Origin of the sequence: Nocardia sp. NPDC047038 (assembly GCF_040644075.1) — a bacterium.
GTDB lineage: Bacteria > Actinomycetota > Actinomycetes > Mycobacteriales > Mycobacteriaceae > Nocardia > Nocardia sichangensis.
This window is the reverse complement of sequence record NZ_JBEYVQ010000012.1, coordinates 145,345-161,201: the sequence shown is the minus strand read 5'-3', so window position 1 is coordinate 161,201 and position 15,857 is coordinate 145,345. Positions and strand designations below refer to the sequence as shown.

General features: G+C 65.5%; 16 protein-coding genes. 10 read left to right on the top strand and 6 right to left on the bottom strand.

Translation table 11 applies throughout. The features are described 5' to 3' along the window. Positions 1-57: 57 nt before the first annotated feature. Genes ABZ824_RS30220 through ABZ824_RS30210 form a run of 3 tightly spaced genes read right to left on the bottom strand, consistent with a single transcriptional unit; the run spans position 58 to position 1,425 of the window. The gene (locus ABZ824_RS30220; protein WP_356967098.1) at positions 58-858 is read right to left on the bottom strand and encodes an SAM-dependent methyltransferase; all 801 of its coding nucleotides are present in this window, start codon (positions 856-858) and stop codon (positions 58-60) included. 9 nt (positions 859-867) lie between these two features. Further along, positions 868-1,206: a hypothetical protein gene (locus ABZ824_RS30215; RefSeq protein ID WP_356967096.1), complete on the bottom strand. Its 339-nt coding sequence runs from the start codon at positions 1,204-1,206 to the stop codon at positions 868-870. Then, entirely contained in the window at positions 1,207-1,425 is a 219-nt protein-coding gene (locus ABZ824_RS30210) for a hypothetical protein (RefSeq protein WP_356967095.1), read from the bottom strand. It lies immediately after the preceding gene. Positions 1,426-1,927: 502 nt separating this feature from the next. On the opposite strand from ABZ824_RS30210, the gene ABZ824_RS30205 reads away from it, so the two are divergent. The 3 genes from ABZ824_RS30205 to ABZ824_RS30195 all read left to right on the top strand — a co-directional run bounded on the left by ABZ824_RS30205 (position 1,928) and on the right by ABZ824_RS30195 (position 4,852). Beyond that, positions 1,928-3,310, top strand: coding sequence for a hypothetical protein (locus tag ABZ824_RS30205; protein WP_356967093.1), 1,383 nt, complete (start codon positions 1,928-1,930; stop codon positions 3,308-3,310). Continuing rightward, the gene (locus ABZ824_RS30200) at positions 3,310-4,215 is read left to right on the top strand and encodes an aminoglycoside phosphotransferase family protein (RefSeq protein ID WP_356967091.1); all 906 of its coding nucleotides are present in this window, start codon (positions 3,310-3,312) and stop codon (positions 4,213-4,215) included. The genes ABZ824_RS30205 and ABZ824_RS30200 overlap by 1 nt, the downstream gene beginning before the upstream one ends. Positions 4,216-4,639: 424 nt before the next feature. Further along, positions 4,640-4,852: a hypothetical protein gene (locus ABZ824_RS30195; RefSeq protein WP_356967090.1), complete on the top strand. Its 213-nt coding sequence runs from the start codon at positions 4,640-4,642 to the stop codon at positions 4,850-4,852. A gap of 71 nt (positions 4,853-4,923) precedes the next feature. Here ABZ824_RS30195 and ABZ824_RS30190 read toward each other — a convergent pair whose 3' ends face one another. Then, positions 4,924-5,319: a hypothetical protein gene (locus tag ABZ824_RS30190; RefSeq protein WP_356967088.1), complete on the bottom strand. Its 396-nt coding sequence runs from the start codon at positions 5,317-5,319 to the stop codon at positions 4,924-4,926. Positions 5,320-6,353: 1,034 nt separating this feature from the next. Between ABZ824_RS30190 and ABZ824_RS30185 the strand changes: the two genes are divergently transcribed. The 4 genes from ABZ824_RS30185 (at position 6,354) to ABZ824_RS30170 (ending at position 10,674) form a co-directional block, all read left to right on the top strand. Beyond that, a complete protein-coding gene (locus ABZ824_RS30185) occupies positions 6,354-6,626 on the top strand; it encodes an AbrB/MazE/SpoVT family DNA-binding domain-containing protein (protein WP_356967086.1) in 273 nt (90 codons plus the stop codon). Further along, on the top strand, positions 6,623-7,666 hold the full coding sequence (locus tag ABZ824_RS30180; RefSeq protein ID WP_356967084.1) for a site-specific integrase: 1,044 nt from the start codon (positions 6,623-6,625) through the stop codon (positions 7,664-7,666). The genes ABZ824_RS30185 and ABZ824_RS30180 overlap by 4 nt, the downstream gene beginning before the upstream one ends. A 1,319-nt stretch (positions 7,667-8,985) precedes the next feature. After that, complete coding sequence (locus ABZ824_RS30175) at positions 8,986-9,321, top strand: hypothetical protein (protein WP_083880437.1); 336 nt, start codon at positions 8,986-8,988, stop codon at positions 9,319-9,321. A 105-nt stretch (positions 9,322-9,426) separates the two neighbouring features. Then, positions 9,427-10,674, top strand: a complete 1,248-nt coding sequence (locus ABZ824_RS30170) for an FAD-dependent monooxygenase (protein ID WP_356967081.1) — start codon at positions 9,427-9,429, stop codon at positions 10,672-10,674. Here the strand turns inward: ABZ824_RS30170 and ABZ824_RS30165 are convergent. After that, positions 10,633-11,487 (bottom strand): helix-turn-helix transcriptional regulator, encoded by an 855-nt coding sequence (locus ABZ824_RS30165; RefSeq protein WP_356967079.1) that lies wholly within the window; start codon positions 11,485-11,487, stop codon positions 10,633-10,635. The genes ABZ824_RS30170 and ABZ824_RS30165 overlap by 42 nt on opposite strands. Positions 11,488-11,628: 141 nt before the next feature. Here ABZ824_RS30165 and ABZ824_RS30160 point away from each other — a divergent pair, with 141 nt between their 5' ends. The 3 genes from ABZ824_RS30160 (at position 11,629) to ABZ824_RS30150 (ending at position 14,284) form a co-directional block, all read left to right on the top strand. Then, positions 11,629-12,678 carry an aldo/keto reductase gene (locus tag ABZ824_RS30160; protein WP_356967077.1) on the top strand — a complete coding sequence of 350 codons (1,050 nt, stop codon included), beginning with the start codon at positions 11,629-11,631 and terminating at the stop codon, positions 12,676-12,678. A 25-nt stretch (positions 12,679-12,703) separates the two neighbouring features. Next, the gene (locus tag ABZ824_RS30155) at positions 12,704-13,000 is read left to right on the top strand and encodes a putative quinol monooxygenase (protein WP_356967076.1); all 297 of its coding nucleotides are present in this window, start codon (positions 12,704-12,706) and stop codon (positions 12,998-13,000) included. Between the two features lie 267 nt (positions 13,001-13,267). Next, on the top strand, positions 13,268-14,284 hold the full coding sequence (locus tag ABZ824_RS30150) for an LLM class flavin-dependent oxidoreductase (RefSeq protein WP_356967074.1): 1,017 nt from the start codon (positions 13,268-13,270) through the stop codon (positions 14,282-14,284). Positions 14,285-14,372: 88 nt separating this feature from the next. Here ABZ824_RS30150 and ABZ824_RS30145 read toward each other — a convergent pair whose 3' ends face one another. After that, positions 14,373-15,653 carry a GNAT family N-acetyltransferase gene (locus ABZ824_RS30145; protein WP_356967176.1) on the bottom strand — a complete coding sequence of 427 codons (1,281 nt, stop codon included), beginning with the start codon at positions 15,651-15,653 and terminating at the stop codon, positions 14,373-14,375. Between the last annotated feature and the right edge of the window lie 204 nt (positions 15,654-15,857).

The window sequence follows — 15,857 nt, the reverse complement described above, 5'->3', positions numbered from 1 at the left end:
CCGCCACCGGTGATGACTGTGTGCATGGTTCTATACTCCTATTCATCTATTGGTGATTCATGCCTTGCGCGCGACGCCGCCGTAGGCCGAGACGGGCCGGATCTCACCGATCTCGGCTTTGGACGCGCGCCACTGAGTGATCGAGACGAAGCCGGGTTCGACGATCTCCAGTCCTTCGAACGCCGCCTCGACATCGCTACGTGGGCGGGGAATAAACGGGACGCCACCGGACTTGGCGTAGACCTCACACATGGCGATGTAGGCGTGGCTGTCGTCGGTGCCGTGCCACATAGCCAGATGGCTGCCGGACGGCATCGGCTTCATCAGCGTGTCCACGATCCGCCGGACCTCGTCGTGATCGTCGACGTGGTCGAGCACGCCCATGAGCATCACCGCGATCGGTTCGCGGAAGCTCAGGACGTTGCGGGCGTCAGAGAGAATTCGCTCCGGGTCGTGAAAATCCGAGTCCATGCAGGTGACGATGCCCTCCGCGGTCGTGCTGGTCAGCAGCGCCCGCGCATGCGTGAGCACGAGCGGGTCGTTGTCCACATAGACAACTCGCGCGTCCGGCGCAGCGGCCTGGGCGACCTCGTGGGTGTTCCACATCGTCGGCAGTCCACAGCCGATGTCGATGAACTGGCGAACCCCTTGCTCAGCGAGGTAACGCACTGCGCGGACGAGGAATTGCCGCGACTGCACGGCCACAGTGGTGATATCCGGATTGACCTTGATGCAGCGTTCGCCCACGATCCGGTCGATCTCGTAGTGGTCTTTGCCGCCCATCCAGTAGTCCCAGATCCGAGCCGAGTGCGGAATGTCCGTCCGGACCAGCACGAAACCGTGGTTGTCAGCGATCACGCACCCACCTCACGCTCGCCGGGCCGAAACCGCGGACGCAAGCGCTAAGCCGTACTGCGGGTAGGCGTAGCCAGTGTCGACGGCCAGCACCGTGCACACCCGGCGGATGGCGTCGAGCCGTTCAGGCGACTCAGGTTCCACTCGCGGGATGAGGACCATCGCGACGTGCTGGGCGCGAGCATCTTCCATCAGGTCCCGGAAGGCGCTCGGCCGCATAGGGCCGGTGACGTAGCAGCGCAACACGTGCAACCGAAGTTCATCCGCCACGGCGAGCGCATGCCGCAGGTCGAGGGCAGGATCCGAGCTTTCGGCCCGATTGATGAATACCAGCGCAGTCGGCTTGCCCATCTACTCTCCTCGTCCCCGATGCAGGCCGATGTGGTCGCCGTCGAGGAGCAGGCGGCGCCAGCCGCTGCGGTGTGGTGCCCAGCCCGCGCCGCGGAGCGAATCACGCGGCGCGGACGGACGATTACGGTCCTCGCGGGCGTTGGCGCGGGCGACATAGAGCATCACCAGGATCGACGGCGCGAGAGGGAGGAGGATCGTCCACGAATGGTCACCCACCATCGGCTTCCCCCTCTTCGCCTCCGACGGTGGATCGGAAATCCAGGCACAACATGAGCGGCACGGCAGCGGCCGGGTGCTGGTCGACATCCCACTCGCCAAGCGCATCGAGGTACCTCGCGAGGACATCGGGCGGCACAGCGCAGCCCGTCGGGCGCGGCGGCCCCACGAGCGCGGCCCGGTTCGGTAGCGCATGATCTGGCATTGCGGGCTCCCGAGAATCGGCGGTGCACGGGTCGAGTGGAATGCGCCGGCGCCGGGGACATTCGGGGGTTCCGAGACCAGGGCGGAGTCATGTCGGTCGCCCCGGAAGTTGATCGCTATCAACCACGGGGGTGGTGTGGTTGGCGCGAAAACCCGGCGTCGGGTCACGAGACGAGCGTCACAGTTGCGGCCTGGTGATAGCTAGGGCAGACAACACGGCAGACCACCCGGCAAACTGAGTTCGCCCCCGCGCGGGGGCATGATTCTCACTATCCTCGGCTACAGGAAGAAGGAGTCCACCGTGGGGACACGGATGCGGAACCATGTGTTCTCGCAGCACATCGCGGAGAAGGGCTGGACTGAGGACGAGGTAGCCGAGCGTGTCAACGCCGCGGTCGAGCAGATCACCGGTCGTGCAGGCAGCTACGACGCCAACTACATCGGAAAGTTGAAGCGGGGTGTGGTGCGATGCCCGCAACATCATTATCGGTTGGCGCTTGAGCAGGTGTTCGGCGTGTCAGTTATCGAACTGGGCCTCCTTGACCGGCAGAGGCGCCGGGCGCCGGGCGCTGAAATTGAGGACGGCAAGGGGGCAAGTAGAGGAGATGAGGACGTGCAACGGCGGGAGTTCCTCAGCGCGGTGGCGGCTGCGGTCGTCGGCGTTACAGCTGAGCTCAGCCGGTGGCTGCCTCAGCTGACGCCGGGTTTGGGTGCGGTGCCGGCGCGTGTCGGGCCATCGGATGTTGCGCGACTTCGGGCGATAACCGAGGATCTGAGTGCCCAGCAGAATCGTTACGGCGGTTGTGTAATGGTCGATGCCACATGCGCGACGCTGGGATGGAGTGCGGGCCTGTTGCGCGCAGACTGTGACGACTCGACTCGCGATCAGCTGCTTGTTGCGTTGACCGAGTTGGGGAATGTCGCAGGTTGGGCTTGTCATGATGCGGGTCAGCAGAAGCAGGCTCAGCGCTATTTCAGTCAAGCATTGACCTGGGCGAAAACCGTAGATGCCCCAGAGGCCGACAGCCTCGCCGCGAACGTGGCGTTCGGCATGGGCAGAGTGGCATTGCACCAACGCGATCCGAAGACCGCTCTGCGGCTGGTTCAGCTGGGACAGATCGCAGCGCAGGATGCAGGCGATCTGGGCGAGGCTGCGCAGCTACACGCGACCGCGGCATGGGCGTACGCCCTCATGGGCCAGCGCAACCGCGTGGACGACAGCCTTGCTCGTGCTCAGCACGAGATGAGTCGTGTCGATCGCAACCGAGTGGAGCCGTGGAGTCGGATTTTCTTCAGCACGGGTGATTTCATGGGTCACACTGCTCTGGTCAATGGAGTGCTGGCCGCCGCGTTGGACGATCGGCAGACCGTCGCGAAGCTTGCCGGGGAGTGCATCGAGCTGACCAGATCCTCTTTGCGCCTGGTCGACGAAACCCGGCCGGCACGAAGTTTGGTTTTTGACCGGATCGTGCTGTCTACGGCTTTGTTCCGTGTCGGCGATGTCGATGACGGTATTCAGGAAGCGAACCACGTTCTCGACCAGATGATGACCATTCGCAGTGCCCGAGCGGTCGAGCGACTCACCGAAATAGAGGATGCGTCTGCGCGATTCGCCCGAACTCATTCCTCTGTACGTGATTTGAAGCACGAATTCGCCTCGGCGCAAGCGGCCTTGGAGATCTGATGACCACCCTGGATCCAAGTCGTGCACGGCAATTGCGTGAAGTGCTCGCAAGCGCCTGCGCGAGGGCCGGTCTGGGCGGCGCTGATGATGCCGAGCTGATCAAATACACCAACAATGCGACATACCGGCTCGCAGGCGCTGTGATCGCACGCGTCGGCATTGGAGCGCTCGGCCGGACGCGAGCACCGCGGGTGGTCACCATGGCGCGGTGGCTGGCTGAGCGAGATGCCCCCACAGTCCGGCTTCTCGATGCCGAGCAGCCGGTGTACATCGGCGACTACGCCGTCACGTTCTGGCATGAAGTCCCGAGTACTGCGGTCCACGGATGGGACTTCACCGCCGGTGAGTTGGCCGCAGCGGTGAAATCGCTGCATACGATCCCGGTCGCCGATGCGGCGAGCCTGCCGACATGGGACGCCTTCACCGCCGCATCGCTTCGGGTCCATGCAGCCGATCCGATGATAGATGCCGAGAGCCTTGATTGGTTGCGAACACAATGGACTCAGGTGCAACGCGAATACCGCAACCTGACGATGCCGCGGAGGGGTGTGATCCACGGTGACGCGCACACTGGCAACCTGCTGCGCACACCGGCGGACACAACGATCCTCGCGGATCTCGACAGCGCTGGCATCGGACCCATCGGCTGGGATCTCGCCGTCGTCGCAGTCGACGGGATTCGATTCGGCCGCAGCGAGTTCTACAGTGACTTCGCCGCCGCCTATGGAGCCGACGTGACGTCATGGACGGAGTGGCCGGTGCTGCGGCGCATTCGCGAGTTGTTACTGGTGACCTCAGCGATCCCAGACCTGAGCCGACGCCCTGACACCGCGACCGAACACGCTCACCGTCTACGGACGCTCCGCGCCGGACAGCTCGACGCCATTTGGCGGCCCTACAAGTGAGCGCGGTTCCGGCATCGACGCGACCACCCCCGACGCCACGGGAGATTCCTGGCAGTCAGACGACGTCGTCCTAGTGCTGCGGTGAGCGTTGACAGTACGACATTGACTCTGCCGGACAGCGGCCCGCCGCGAGGGTGGTAAGCACGCGAAAGTTCGAGACCCAATGATCACGGCTTTGCGACGACCCGGTTCGCTGGTAGTGGTGATACGGCGGACACGCGCGTGTTCACCGGGAAGGCTCCACGGGATCGTGCCCCACGCCCGATTCCACGCCCCGCGTCCTTCGCCACGATCAACTTCACCGTCATAGGCCCGCGCCTCTTTCCTGATACGTTGCCGGACTGGATCAGGACCAGCCGCAATCCGGACTGGGGTCGATCGACAATCGCCTTCGACGGAGATGGTCTCGGCAGGGAATGGGGACATGGTCCGCATCAACGGAGTCGAGGTAGATGTCGAGGACACCACCTACACTGCCTGCTGGGTGCCGGGCACAACCGACCCGCGTCGCTATCGGGTCGTCAACCAGGTCGACTCCAACGGCCCGACTGGCTACATCGAAGAACACTGGCGAAGCGACATCCGTCTCTATCTCGTCTTCGACCCGATGATCGACTCGTCGACGAGAACGGGATGACGACCTGGCTCATGGCAGTCCGGTGCCTGCACCAGGACAGCCACGTGGAGGCCGAGTAGCGCCCATGCTTCCTATGCGACTTCCACCAACTCGGCCAGATCTACGCAGTGGAGCAGGTGTGCCGAGATCTTGCACGCTTCCGCCGCCAACAGCTCGGTAGAGACCGATTGCACCAGCATCTCCAGCGAGACCCGGCGCGCGTATTCCTCGTCGAATGCGCGCACTCGCACCCCGATCGCGACGCTGGGCTCGTATGTACCGGCGACGACCATCGCTTGGAACGGACCTCGGTGCTCGCGCTCATCGTCAGGATCGTCCGGGTCGGGGTCGGTGTGCTCCAGACACCACGGGGGGCACTCTCCGTCGGAGGCAGTCAGCCACAGGTCCGCGGCGTCGATCAGCATCTGCACTACCCGCCGAGCCTCATCGGCGGTCAATTCCAAGCCGACTCCGTGCGGATCCACCATTTCGATCACACACCTGCGTGATTCGCCATGATCGCGAGCACTGACTCGCATCGATATACGACGGACAACGCCGATAACTACCACTTCGGCGATTTCGAGCACCAATTCCGGTCCATAATGGACAATGCCAACGCTGGGATTATTCACATCCCACGCCTGGTGCGATTCACACCAGGGCGGGCACGAAAGATTCACGGCCACAACGACTCCCCACACTCATAGCCGACACCCGTGCCGCGCCCGACAGACTCAACTGTAACGCTCTGACATGGCGACTGACTAGGCGGGCGGGACATCCGGGCGGTTACATCAACCGGTATTGCGACAGGACCGCTCCGTATTGAGCATTCAGGACACGACGTAAGCCTGGGGCGTAGCGGCCCAACCCAGAGCAGCTGGTCCGATCCGCGGCAGAACGCACGCACTCCCACCAGGCGTATGGACCCGAGAGCAGCCCAGTTCCTCGAGGAACGCGGCCGTCTGATCCCCGACCCCGACCGGCACCGCGATGTCCACGAGCACGCCATTGCGACCCCGCTCGCACGACTCCCAGAAACGTTCGCCACCGGGCGGGCGAGCTCGGCAGTCAGCAGCGCCACGGCCAGGTCCGGCCACGGTGCGCGCAGGCGGGCGCCGGCGAGCTACTTGTACGGAGTGTTCGGCGGATCGAGCGCGTTCGGCACTTTCGCGGCACAGGACTTGTCGGTGGACCTTGCGGACCCGCTCCGCGACGCAATGTGAGTGTTTCCGAATCCAGCCGCGCAACGATCGTCGTCAGCGCACGAGGTCCATTTCGTATCCGCAGTACCAGATATGGCGTGATCGCTGAAAATCTGGTTCCATGGCATTGGAGGATCAGCAGGCTGGACAAAGGAAGAAAGTCCATGCCTACAGCACGACACTCGCAGGGTCTACCCCTTCCCTCCCCTGTGGGGCCGCCACCAACTCTTCGGCAGCAGTCAACGATCTCGATGATCGCTGTGTCGATCCTCAACGATCGCGCGCGTTTGTCGGCTCGGCGTAGTTTCGCTGCGATGGGCTGGCCGCCCGGACATCCCATCGTCTATTCAGTACATGGGCACGTCATAGCCATCCGCGGTACTTACGCGGGCACTTCACGGTTCAAGATCGGGGCACTCGGCCAGATATGGCTTCCCGCCCAAGTGTTGCGGGCCACCGGACTCCGACCGGGCGACCCGGTCGTGGTTCTCGCCTTGCCAGCCGACGGCCTGCTGGCGATCATTCCGGCACCACTCGTCCAGGACGCCCTGTCCACCATGGTGGCCGAGATAGTCGGTGCCGCATGAACAGCGCCGACCTCGAGGCCGCGCGTCTGCTGTTGCAGCGCCTGGATGTTCGCCCCGAGGATCTGCTGACCGCGCCTACCCACGTGACCATCCCGACCTTCGGTGAGTACGTTCCCCAAGTAGTCGACGCCGCTCCGGCCGGCGCCCGACGAACCTACCTGCCCTACTGGCAAAAACTCAGCAGCCGCTGGCCCGACCGCAGCATCGCCGACCCCACCGGCCTGGAACTCCAGCAACTCGTCGAGCACACACGACGCCACGCGATCGTGCGCCGCAACAGCCGGGAAGGCCGCAGCGCCGCCGAACACATGGTCGGCGCGATCCGGCGCCTCTACCGCCACGCCGTCGCCAGCCAATACATACCCGCCTCCCGAAACCCCGCTGCGGCACTGGACAAACCACGCCGCCAGCGCAGCTCCCGCCGCGCGCTGTCCGCCCGCCAGCTCACCCAGATCAACCACGTCGCCGCCACCACCGGCGACGACCCCGACCTCGACACCCTCCTACTACGCCTGCACCTCGAGACAGCCTGCCGCACCGGCAGCGCCCTGCGCCTACGACCAGAAGACATCGACCCCGACCACTCCCAGATACGACTGTTCGGAAAAGGCGGCACCATCCACTGGCAACCGATATCCCCCACCCTCACCACTCGCCTGCTCCACCACGGAAGTCGTGGAGACGACCCCAGCCAGCAACTTCTGCGATACCGATATGGGCGCCCCATCACCCGCCGCCGCTACGACCACCTCTGGGAACGCCTCGGCCGCCACCTGCCGTGGATCACCACCCACCAGATCACCACCCACTGGCTACGCCACACCACCCTCACCTGGATCGAACGCCACTACGGATACGCCATCGCCCGTGCATTCGCCGCCCACGCCGAACCCACCGGACAAGACGGCGCCACCCTCACCTACGTCCAAGCAACCATCACCGAAATCGCCACCGCCGTCGCCGAACTCACTGGCGAACCCCACCCACTCGCCACACCCGACGACACACTGACCGACCTGCCATTCAGAGGCATATTCTGACCGAGTTCGCACGACCACTCATGTTGCCCCGACCGCGCACGGAGGCGGGCGCGCAACTCGTCACGAAAGGTGATCAGGAGCAGGACGGCCCCGGCCACGGAACCGAAGACCTGGTCCAGCGCCTCGGTGACATTGCCCACGACCGAACCCGTGCCCGCGGGCCGCGCACAATGCGGCGGACCGGTCGTCGATCCCGCGCGCCCGGTCCAGGACGAGTTCGGCCAGGAGTGCGACGAAATCCTCGAAGTGCGCTGCAGCACACAAAACACGCCGAGGCCGGTGAGATCGTCCGGTAGCTGGGCTGTCCGGTAGAGGGGCCGCCGAACATATCGCCACCACCCTCCTCGAGAAACTCGACGCCGTTCCCTGCGGCAGCGTCGTTGCCGGTCAGGTTCGTCGCGGAAACCGCAGCCGGGTGTGAATCGCCCCCAGGGACCACAGGTCTGAGGACAGCAAGCGAATGAGAACAGCAGGCGGATAGCTAATCCGCTCCAGTTCCGAAACTTGTGTCATTCACGCCAATTTCACACTGAAGCGGGATGGCACAGTTGACTGTTACCGATCAGCGATCTAGTTTAGAGGTGTCTTCCGCACGGATCCCCGTCACTGGTGGCCCGTCTTCGTGTTCAAGTCCCCTCTCGCGCACAGATTCCCGTCAGTCGTGACACCTTCCCGAGCCGCGTGTCGGAGTACGCCCGCACACGCGGAGGCCACCAGTGAAAACAAGCTCTGACCTGGACTGATTACTGGCACATCTGCCAGGTCTCGACACACCCACCCCCTGCGAAAAGTTTGCTGACAGGGGCGATTTGCGGTGATCGCGCCGGTCATCCCACCGAAGGCCCCGTTGCGGGAACTCGGTTACGGACCGCAGGTCACGAACCGCGTGGTCCGTCCCGTCGGCGATGACGTCGTCTGCGGAATCCGCGCTGTCGGCGACGGCGGTTGTGTTCTCGACCAGCTCACCTCACCGCCCTGGATCGGCACCGCCATGGCACTCATCTGGTGGCGCGCCCAGATCGAGATAGGGCAACGCCATGAGGAGGGTGGACACTGCCGGGTTACGTTCCGGTCAAGAGGCAGGCTCGACGGTGGCGTCGACATGATCGGTCGACGCGGAGACCGGCCGGATGAAGCCGAGGGATCGGACGATGCGCGGCTCCCGCCGATGCCCCCATTCGCCGCAAGTCCCTGCGACTGCTGCTGCGCCCGATAGGGAAGACGGCGGGGATTATAGATGGGTTAATGCTTCAACTTTCTACAATTCTGCAAAACCGCGTAGAATTCGAGCAGGTCGGGACTGTCCCTGGAGCCTCATCATGTTCGACAGAAAGAATTCACATACAAAGTTCGCCCGGTTAGCGGCCGCCGCCGGTATAGCCGCAGTTGCCGCAGTTCCGGTCGTCGCAGCCGCGGCGCAAGCGCCTACCGCCCGCGCAACGACGCCCACGTCTGCGACCCAGCTCGTCGACAGCCCTGGTTGGGGTCACGGCGGCGGCTGGGGTTGGGGCGGCGGCGGCTGGGGCCGCGGCGGCTGGGGGTGGGGCGGCGGCGGCTGGGGCCGCGGCGGTTGGGGTTGGGGTTGGGGCGGTGGCTGGGGTAACGGTGGCTGGGGGTGGTGGAACCCCGGCTGGGGTGGCTGGGGCAGCTTCTAGCGCCGGTGACCGAGCCCGGACACGTACAGCGTGCCGGGCTCGGTCGCATCGAGCAGGGCTCATCTGAAGCCGAGTTCGACCGACCGGGCTGGAGCTGGTGACGAGATGAAGATCGTGTGCGTCGGTGGCGGGCCGGCCGGACTGTACTTCGCGATTTCGATGAAGCGGCGCGACCCGGCTCATGACATCACGGTGATCGACCGCGATCCCGCTGGGTCCACCTATGGCTGGGGCGTCGTGTACTGGGACGACCTGCTCGACATTCTGTATCGGAATGACCCCGACAGCGCCCAGGCGGTGCGGGCCGGGTCGGCCCTATGGCGTGAACAGGAAATCCATGTACGTGACGACCCGCCCGCATATTTCGGGGGCTACGGGTTCAGCATGGGGCGCGCGGCATTGCTCGACGTACTTTCCCGGCGGGCGAGCGACCTGGGCGTCGATGTCCAGCATGGGCGAGAGGTGCACGATCTGTCCGGCTTCGGCGACACCGATCTCATCGTCGCCTCCGACGGCGCGAACAGCCGGGTACGGCGGCTGGTTGACGATCGTTTCGGCACGTCCGTCACACTCGGCGAGAATCGATATGTCTGGCTCGGCACGGACAAGGTCTTCACCCGATTCACCTTCGCCTTCGAACACACCTCCGCCGGATGGATCTGGTTCCATGCCTACCCGTCGATTGCCGGGAAAATCAGCACCTGCATCGTCGAGTGCCAACCGCAGACTTGGCGTGGACTGGGATTCGATTCCCAGGACAATCTGGAGAACTTGCGCGTTTTGGAGAACATATTCACGCGCACTCTCGACGATCACTCCTTGCTCAGCACCACACGAGGCGAAGCGGCGAGGTGGAGCCGCTTTCCCGAGGTGACCAACAAGATCTGGTATCACGACAACGTGGTGCTGCTCGGCGACGCGGCGCACACGACGCACTTCACCATCGGTTCCGGCACCCGGTTGGCAATTGTCGACGCCGTCGTGCTCGCACAGAACCTGTACGAGCATGCCGAGCTCACCGACGCGCTGGAGAACTACGATGCGCAGCGCCGCGCTGCGCTACGCCCGATCCAGGCGGCCGCCCGCACCAGCATGATCTGGTTCGAACACGCTGACCGGTATCTCGACCGCAGCCCCGTGCAACTCGCCTATGCGATGGCGGCTCGGCACGGGCCACAAATGCCGTGGCGATATCAGCAACACCTGCTCACACAGATACCCACTGTGCGCAAGATCCGGCGTGCCATCGACTCCGGACGGCGGTGGTGGCGCGCTGCTCGACGAGGGGAACTCGCGATGGCAAGAGTGGTCTCAACTCACCGGCCGCGTTTCCTCAGCCCAGCTCGCCAGTAACCGCAAGGCGGTTTGCGAGGCCGACCCGTCTTCGACGGTGTGCGCGATCAGCGCTTGGTCCGGATCGTCCGGGAAGCGCAGGGTTTCGAAGCCGAGGTCCAGTTCGCCGACCACCGGGTGTCGGTAGACGTACCGGCCGTGGGTCTTGTCCTTGATCTGGTGCTCTGCCCACGCTTTCCGGAATTCCGCGCTGCTCGCGGCAAGCTCGTCGAGCAACGCCGCCGTTTCCGGGTCGTCCGGGTGCCGCCCGGCGTCGAGTCGGAGGTAGGCGGCCACGTCGCGGGTCTTCTCCGGCCAGTCGGCGTAGAGGCTGCGCATGCCTTCGTCCAGGAAGACGAGGCGGGCCAGGTTCCGCTGTGCGGGTGGCAGTGCGCCGAAGTCCGTGATCAGCGCGGCGGCGAGTCGGTTCCAGGCCAGGACATCGGTGTTGCGGCCGACGATATACGCGGGCACGTCGGCGGCCGAGTCCAGCAGCCGCCGCAACCCCGGCCGGACCCGCTGCGGCGCATCCGCGCGGTCGCCTTCCGACCAAGGTCGTGCGAGCCGGTAGAGGTGTTGCCGCTCGACATCGTCCAGGCGCAGCGCCCGGGCGACCGCATCCAGTACCGCTTCGGAAAAGTGCAGGGTGCGCCCCTGTTCCAGCCGCACGTAGTGGTCGACGCTCACCCCGGCGAGCTGCGCGAGCTCCTCCCGGCGCAGCCCGGGAACGCGGCGGCGACCGCCGTAGTCCGGCAGGCCGAGTTCCTCGGGCCGCAAGCGGGCCCGCCGGGAGCGCAGGAATTCGCCTAGTTCCGCCCGTCTGTCCAATGGCATGCGGCCAGTATCCCCGCGCCTGCCGGACGCGAGCCTGGTCATGCGGTGCCCAGGCTCCAGCTGGCACTGGGTAGCCCGGGACGCGGCCGCCAAGGTTGGAGGCACCGAAAACGAACGCCGACAAGAAAAGAGCACTGCGCAATGACCACCCTGACCGCCGTCCCCCTCGGCACCACCGGCATGGACATCACCCGGCTCGGCTTCGGTTCGTGGGCCGTTTCAGGATCGGGCTGGACCTTCAGCTGGGGCGCCACGGACGACGCCGAATCGGTCGCCGCGATCCGCCACGCGCTCGACGCGGGGGTCAACTGGATCGATACCGCCGCCGTGTACGGCCTTGGCCATTCGGAGGAACTGGTCGGCAAGGCCATCTCCGGCCTGCCGCAGGCCGACCGCCCGTACATCTTCACCAAGGTCGGCCTGGTCTGGGACCCGGAGAACCCATCGGCCGCGCCTCGGCGGATCATGAAACCCGCGAGCGTGCGCCGCGAGGTCGAAGACTCCCTGCGGCGGCTGGGGGTCGACCACATCGACCTGTACCAGGTGCACTATCCCGACACCGGCGAATCGCTGGAGTACGCCGGCGGCGGCTTCGGGGCGGTGTCGCCCAACGCCACCCCCTTGGAGGAGTACTGGCAGGTCATGGCCGACCTGAAGGCCGAGGGCAAGGTTCGGGCGATCGGATTGTCCAACCACACGCCCGACCTGCTCGAGGCCGCCGAGCGGATCGCTCATGTCGACGTCATCCAGCCGCCGTTCTCGGCGATCAACCGGTCGTCCGCCGCCGAGATCGCTTGGGCACACGCACACGAAACCGGCGTGATCGTCTACTCGCCGTTGCAGTCCGGCCTGCTGACCGGGGCCTTTTCCGCCGAGCGTGTGGCCGGTCTGCCCGCAGAGGACTGGCGGACCGCCCACCACGACTTCACCACCGGCCTGACCGCCAACCTCCAGTTGGCGGACGCGCTGCGCCCCATCGCCGCACGACACGGCGTGACCGTCGCCGAGGTGGCCATCGCCTGGGTGCTGGCCTGGCCCGGTATCACCGGAGCCATCGTCGGTGCGCGCAGGTCCGACCAGGTCGACGGCTGGATCGGCGCGGACTCGGTGGCGTTGACGCCGTCGGACCTGGCCGAGATCGCCGCGGCGATCACCGCCTCCGGCGCGGGCGCCGGTCCCACTCAGCCGTGAGAACCTCTACCGCACAGGAGATCACATGTCGCTCACCGTCATCGCCGAGTGCCTGGCCGCGCCCGGACAGGAGGATCGGCTTCGCACCGCGCTGGAAGCGATGATCGAGCCTTCGCTGGAGGAGCCAGGCTGCCTGGCCTACCGGCCCTACCTCGACCCGAACCACGTCGGCCGGATGGTGATCGTCGAGGAGTGGACCAGCGCTCAGTCTCTCGCCGACCACTTCACGACACCGCACTTCCGACATGTGGAGCAGGTGCTCGAACTCGTGCTCGCCGAGCCGATGACCCTCCGCACACTCGTCGCCGCCCCTATCGGGTGAACTGTCGAGAGCCCGCGACGGAACCCCGACCGCGATTCCATACGCGAGTTCGGGGTTCCTGACCGGGAGGAACTACCGCGAGCGCTGGCCTCTCCGAGAACCCGCATTCGTGGGAGCGGACGCTGCGGCCCGGTGCGACTGTACGAGGCAGTGCAACGATATCCACAGCGTCAGCGCGGATACCGTCGCGGCATCGAGCACGACGGATGCTCAACGACCGGCGGGAGCTGAGCAAGCGCGGGATATCGCTGCGGAAAGGTGCTCTGAATGGTCGAACACCCTCGTGAGGTTCGTATCTCGGTTCTGGACACGGCTCCTGTCACGCAGGGATCGAACGCGAGGATGGCGCTGCGCAATAGCGTTGAGCTGGCACAGCTCGTCGACGATCTCGGCTACTACCGGTACTGGGTGCCCGAGCACCACGGGATGGCGGGTGTGGCCTGCGCGGCACCGGCAGTCGTTGTCGAACGCGTGGCCTCGGTGACGCGGCGGATTCGGGTCGGCGCCGGCGGGGTGATGTTGCCGAATCACGCTCCGATCGTGGTCGCCGAACAGTTCGGCACCTTGGAAGCTTTCCACCCGGGGCGAATCGATCTCGGACTCGGACGAGCCCTCGGCGGACCTCGCGAGATCACCGACCTCGTGCGCAGCGAGCACGACCGCACGGCCGAATCGTTCGAAGATCAGGTTCGAGAACTGCTCGCGCTGTTCGACGTGGATAGAGCCGGTGGCCGCGTTCCGGCTGTGCCTGCCGTGGGCAATAGGCCTGAAATCTGGATGCTCGGCAGCGGCGACCATACCGCCCGAATCGCTGGGAGCCTCGCGCTCCCGTTCGCCGCCGCCCACCATCTGAAACCCTCGAACACGATTGATGCGGTCCGAAGCTACGTGCAAACGTTCCAGCCGTCATCGCTGTGCCCCGCTCCGCGCATCGTCATCAGTGTGGCGGTTGTCGTCGCCGACAGCGACGAGCAAGCCCAATGGCTGGCCGGATCGCTGAGAATGAAGGTCGCCCGGCGACGGCAGGGCCGACCGATACAACTGCCCAGCCCGCAAACCGCTGAAGCACACGGGTATATGAATATTCGGAACACCGATGACAAGCTGACCGGCGTGTTCGTCGGGTGCGCCGCCACGGTGCTACCGCAGTTGCAAGCGCTGGTCGATGCCACCGGTGCCGACGAGTTGTTGATCAAGACCGACCTGTACGACCCGAGCGACCGCCGCAGATCTTATGAACTGTTGATGGAGTCGCACTCCCTTCGGCAGGCCTCGGAGAGGTGATCGGCGAAGGCGTCCACCACAGGCTGCGGCCCACTCGTCGGTATCGAGTCCTGAATCTCCGTAAGCACGCCTAAAATGTGGCCGAATCTCATAGTCGGGTGTAGTTGGCCTGGTCCTGCTCGAACGCTGTCAGGATTTCCGGTGTCAGCGTCAGGCGAGTGTTGGCGACGGCGGCCAGATAGTCCTCGAGGTCGGCGGGTTCGCTCGTTTCCTCGCGGACCGCGCGTTCGAACGCCGACTGCGCACCGGCACGCGCGGCGAACTCGATGTCCGCGGGAGTGAAGTGGACTGTCGCGCGGACCAGGCGTGCGAGATCGATGGTCTCGGCTGCCGGACCCAGGTAGCGCCGCCAGATCGCCTTGCGGGCAGGCTCGTCGGGCGGGCCGACCGGTATCACGTAGTCGAAGCGGCCCGGCCGCAGGAATGCCGAATCCAGAGACCGGACCGAGTTGGTCGCGCAGATCAGCAACCGGCTGTAGTCCTCCCGGAAAACCGGGATCAGCTTCAGCAACTCGTTCGTCACCCCGTGCGCCGGGCTGGTCGCCGTCCCCTCGCGCGCCCCGGCGATCTCCTCGACCTCATCGATGAACAACAGCAGTTCATCGAGGTCGCTCAAATCCGCGAACACCTCACGCAGCGAGGCCGCGAGACCACCGCTGGCCGTCGCGGCCAGCCGAGACGGGAACAACTCCACGAACGGCCAACCCAGCCGTGAAGCGACCGCTTTCGCGAAACTGGTCTTCCCGGTACCCGGCGGTCCGAACAAGATCACGCTCTTGGGTGGCCTGACCCGATAACGTTCCGCGACATCCGGGCGCGCCAACGGCAACACGATCCGCCGCTCGATGACCTCTTTCTCTCGGTCCATGCCCGCCATCGACTCCCACAACCCCGGTGGCAACAGCCGACCGCCCAGCTCGCTCAGCAGACTGGACTGCGCGGGCGCCAACGGTTCGACCAGCTCGTAGAAGACCAAACCCGTCCTGCGCAGATAGCCGGAATTCTCGAACGCGACCGACCCGGTGGCGCCCTCGGGAACGAGCGTGCAGATCCGCCGCACCCCATCCGCCCGGAGCCGCCTCTCCAGTTCGGTCAGCAACGCACTGCCGATACCGCGCCGCCGCCACTGCGCACCGAGCGCCACCAGCAACACCCACGCCCGCTCACCTTGGACCTGCGCGACGGCCATACCCACCATCTCTTCGCCGACCTCGGCTACCACCGCCGGCTGTCCCGCCCGCGCGGACGCAAGCACCTCCGCCAACGCGAACACCGGCTCCCCCGCGGTGTCCATACGGCTCTGCTCCCAGATCTGGATCGCCTGATCCAGATCAGCGTCACGAAACTCGCGAATCCGCCATACCGGCATACGCACCTCGAACCGCCATCGAAGGGTGGGCGAACCGAACCGCTCCTTCAGTAAACACCCATGGCGTACGTGAGCAAGCCGATCCCTGCGCCCCGCCGCAGCTGGCGACCAGGCGCGCCTTGCGCCCCGACGGCCGCCTCGGGTCCGACGAGGGATTCAGCGGCTGATCACCGCGGCCGCCAGGTAGCTGTGGCTCATCCGCCG

Bases quoted from the DNA above. Each gene is read 5' to 3' on its own strand.
- ABZ824_RS30215 (WP_356967096.1), bottom strand. From the start codon at position 1,206: ATGGGCAAGCCGACTGCGCTGGTATTCATCAATCGGGCCGAAAGCTCG.
- ABZ824_RS30210 (WP_356967095.1), bottom strand. From the start codon at position 1,425: ATGGTGGGTGACCATTCGTGGACGATCCTCCTCCCTCTCGCGCCGTCG.
- ABZ824_RS30200 (WP_356967091.1), top strand. From the start codon at position 3,310: ATGACCACCCTGGATCCAAGTCGTGCACGGCAATTGCGTGAAGTGCTC.
- ABZ824_RS30195 (WP_356967090.1), top strand. From the start codon at position 4,640: ATGGTCCGCATCAACGGAGTCGAGGTAGATGTCGAGGACACCACCTAC.
- ABZ824_RS30190 (WP_356967088.1), bottom strand. From the start codon at position 5,319: ATGGTGGATCCGCACGGAGTCGGCTTGGAATTGACCGCCGATGAGGCT.
- ABZ824_RS30185 (WP_356967086.1), top strand. From the start codon at position 6,354: ATGGGCTGGCCGCCCGGACATCCCATCGTCTATTCAGTACATGGGCAC.
- ABZ824_RS30180 (WP_356967084.1), top strand. From the start codon at position 6,623: ATGAACAGCGCCGACCTCGAGGCCGCGCGTCTGCTGTTGCAGCGCCTG.
- ABZ824_RS30175 (WP_083880437.1), top strand. From the start codon at position 8,986: ATGTTCGACAGAAAGAATTCACATACAAAGTTCGCCCGGTTAGCGGCC.
- ABZ824_RS30170 (WP_356967081.1), top strand. From the start codon at position 9,427: ATGAAGATCGTGTGCGTCGGTGGCGGGCCGGCCGGACTGTACTTCGCG.
- ABZ824_RS30165 (WP_356967079.1), bottom strand. From the start codon at position 11,487: ATGCCATTGGACAGACGGGCGGAACTAGGCGAATTCCTGCGCTCCCGG.
- ABZ824_RS30160 (WP_356967077.1), top strand. From the start codon at position 11,629: ATGACCACCCTGACCGCCGTCCCCCTCGGCACCACCGGCATGGACATC.
- ABZ824_RS30155 (WP_356967076.1), top strand. From the start codon at position 12,704: ATGTCGCTCACCGTCATCGCCGAGTGCCTGGCCGCGCCCGGACAGGAG.
- ABZ824_RS30150 (WP_356967074.1), top strand. From the start codon at position 13,268: ATGGTCGAACACCCTCGTGAGGTTCGTATCTCGGTTCTGGACACGGCT.
- ABZ824_RS30145 (WP_356967176.1), bottom strand. From the start codon at position 15,653: ATGCCGGTATGGCGGATTCGCGAGTTTCGTGACGCTGATCTGGATCAG.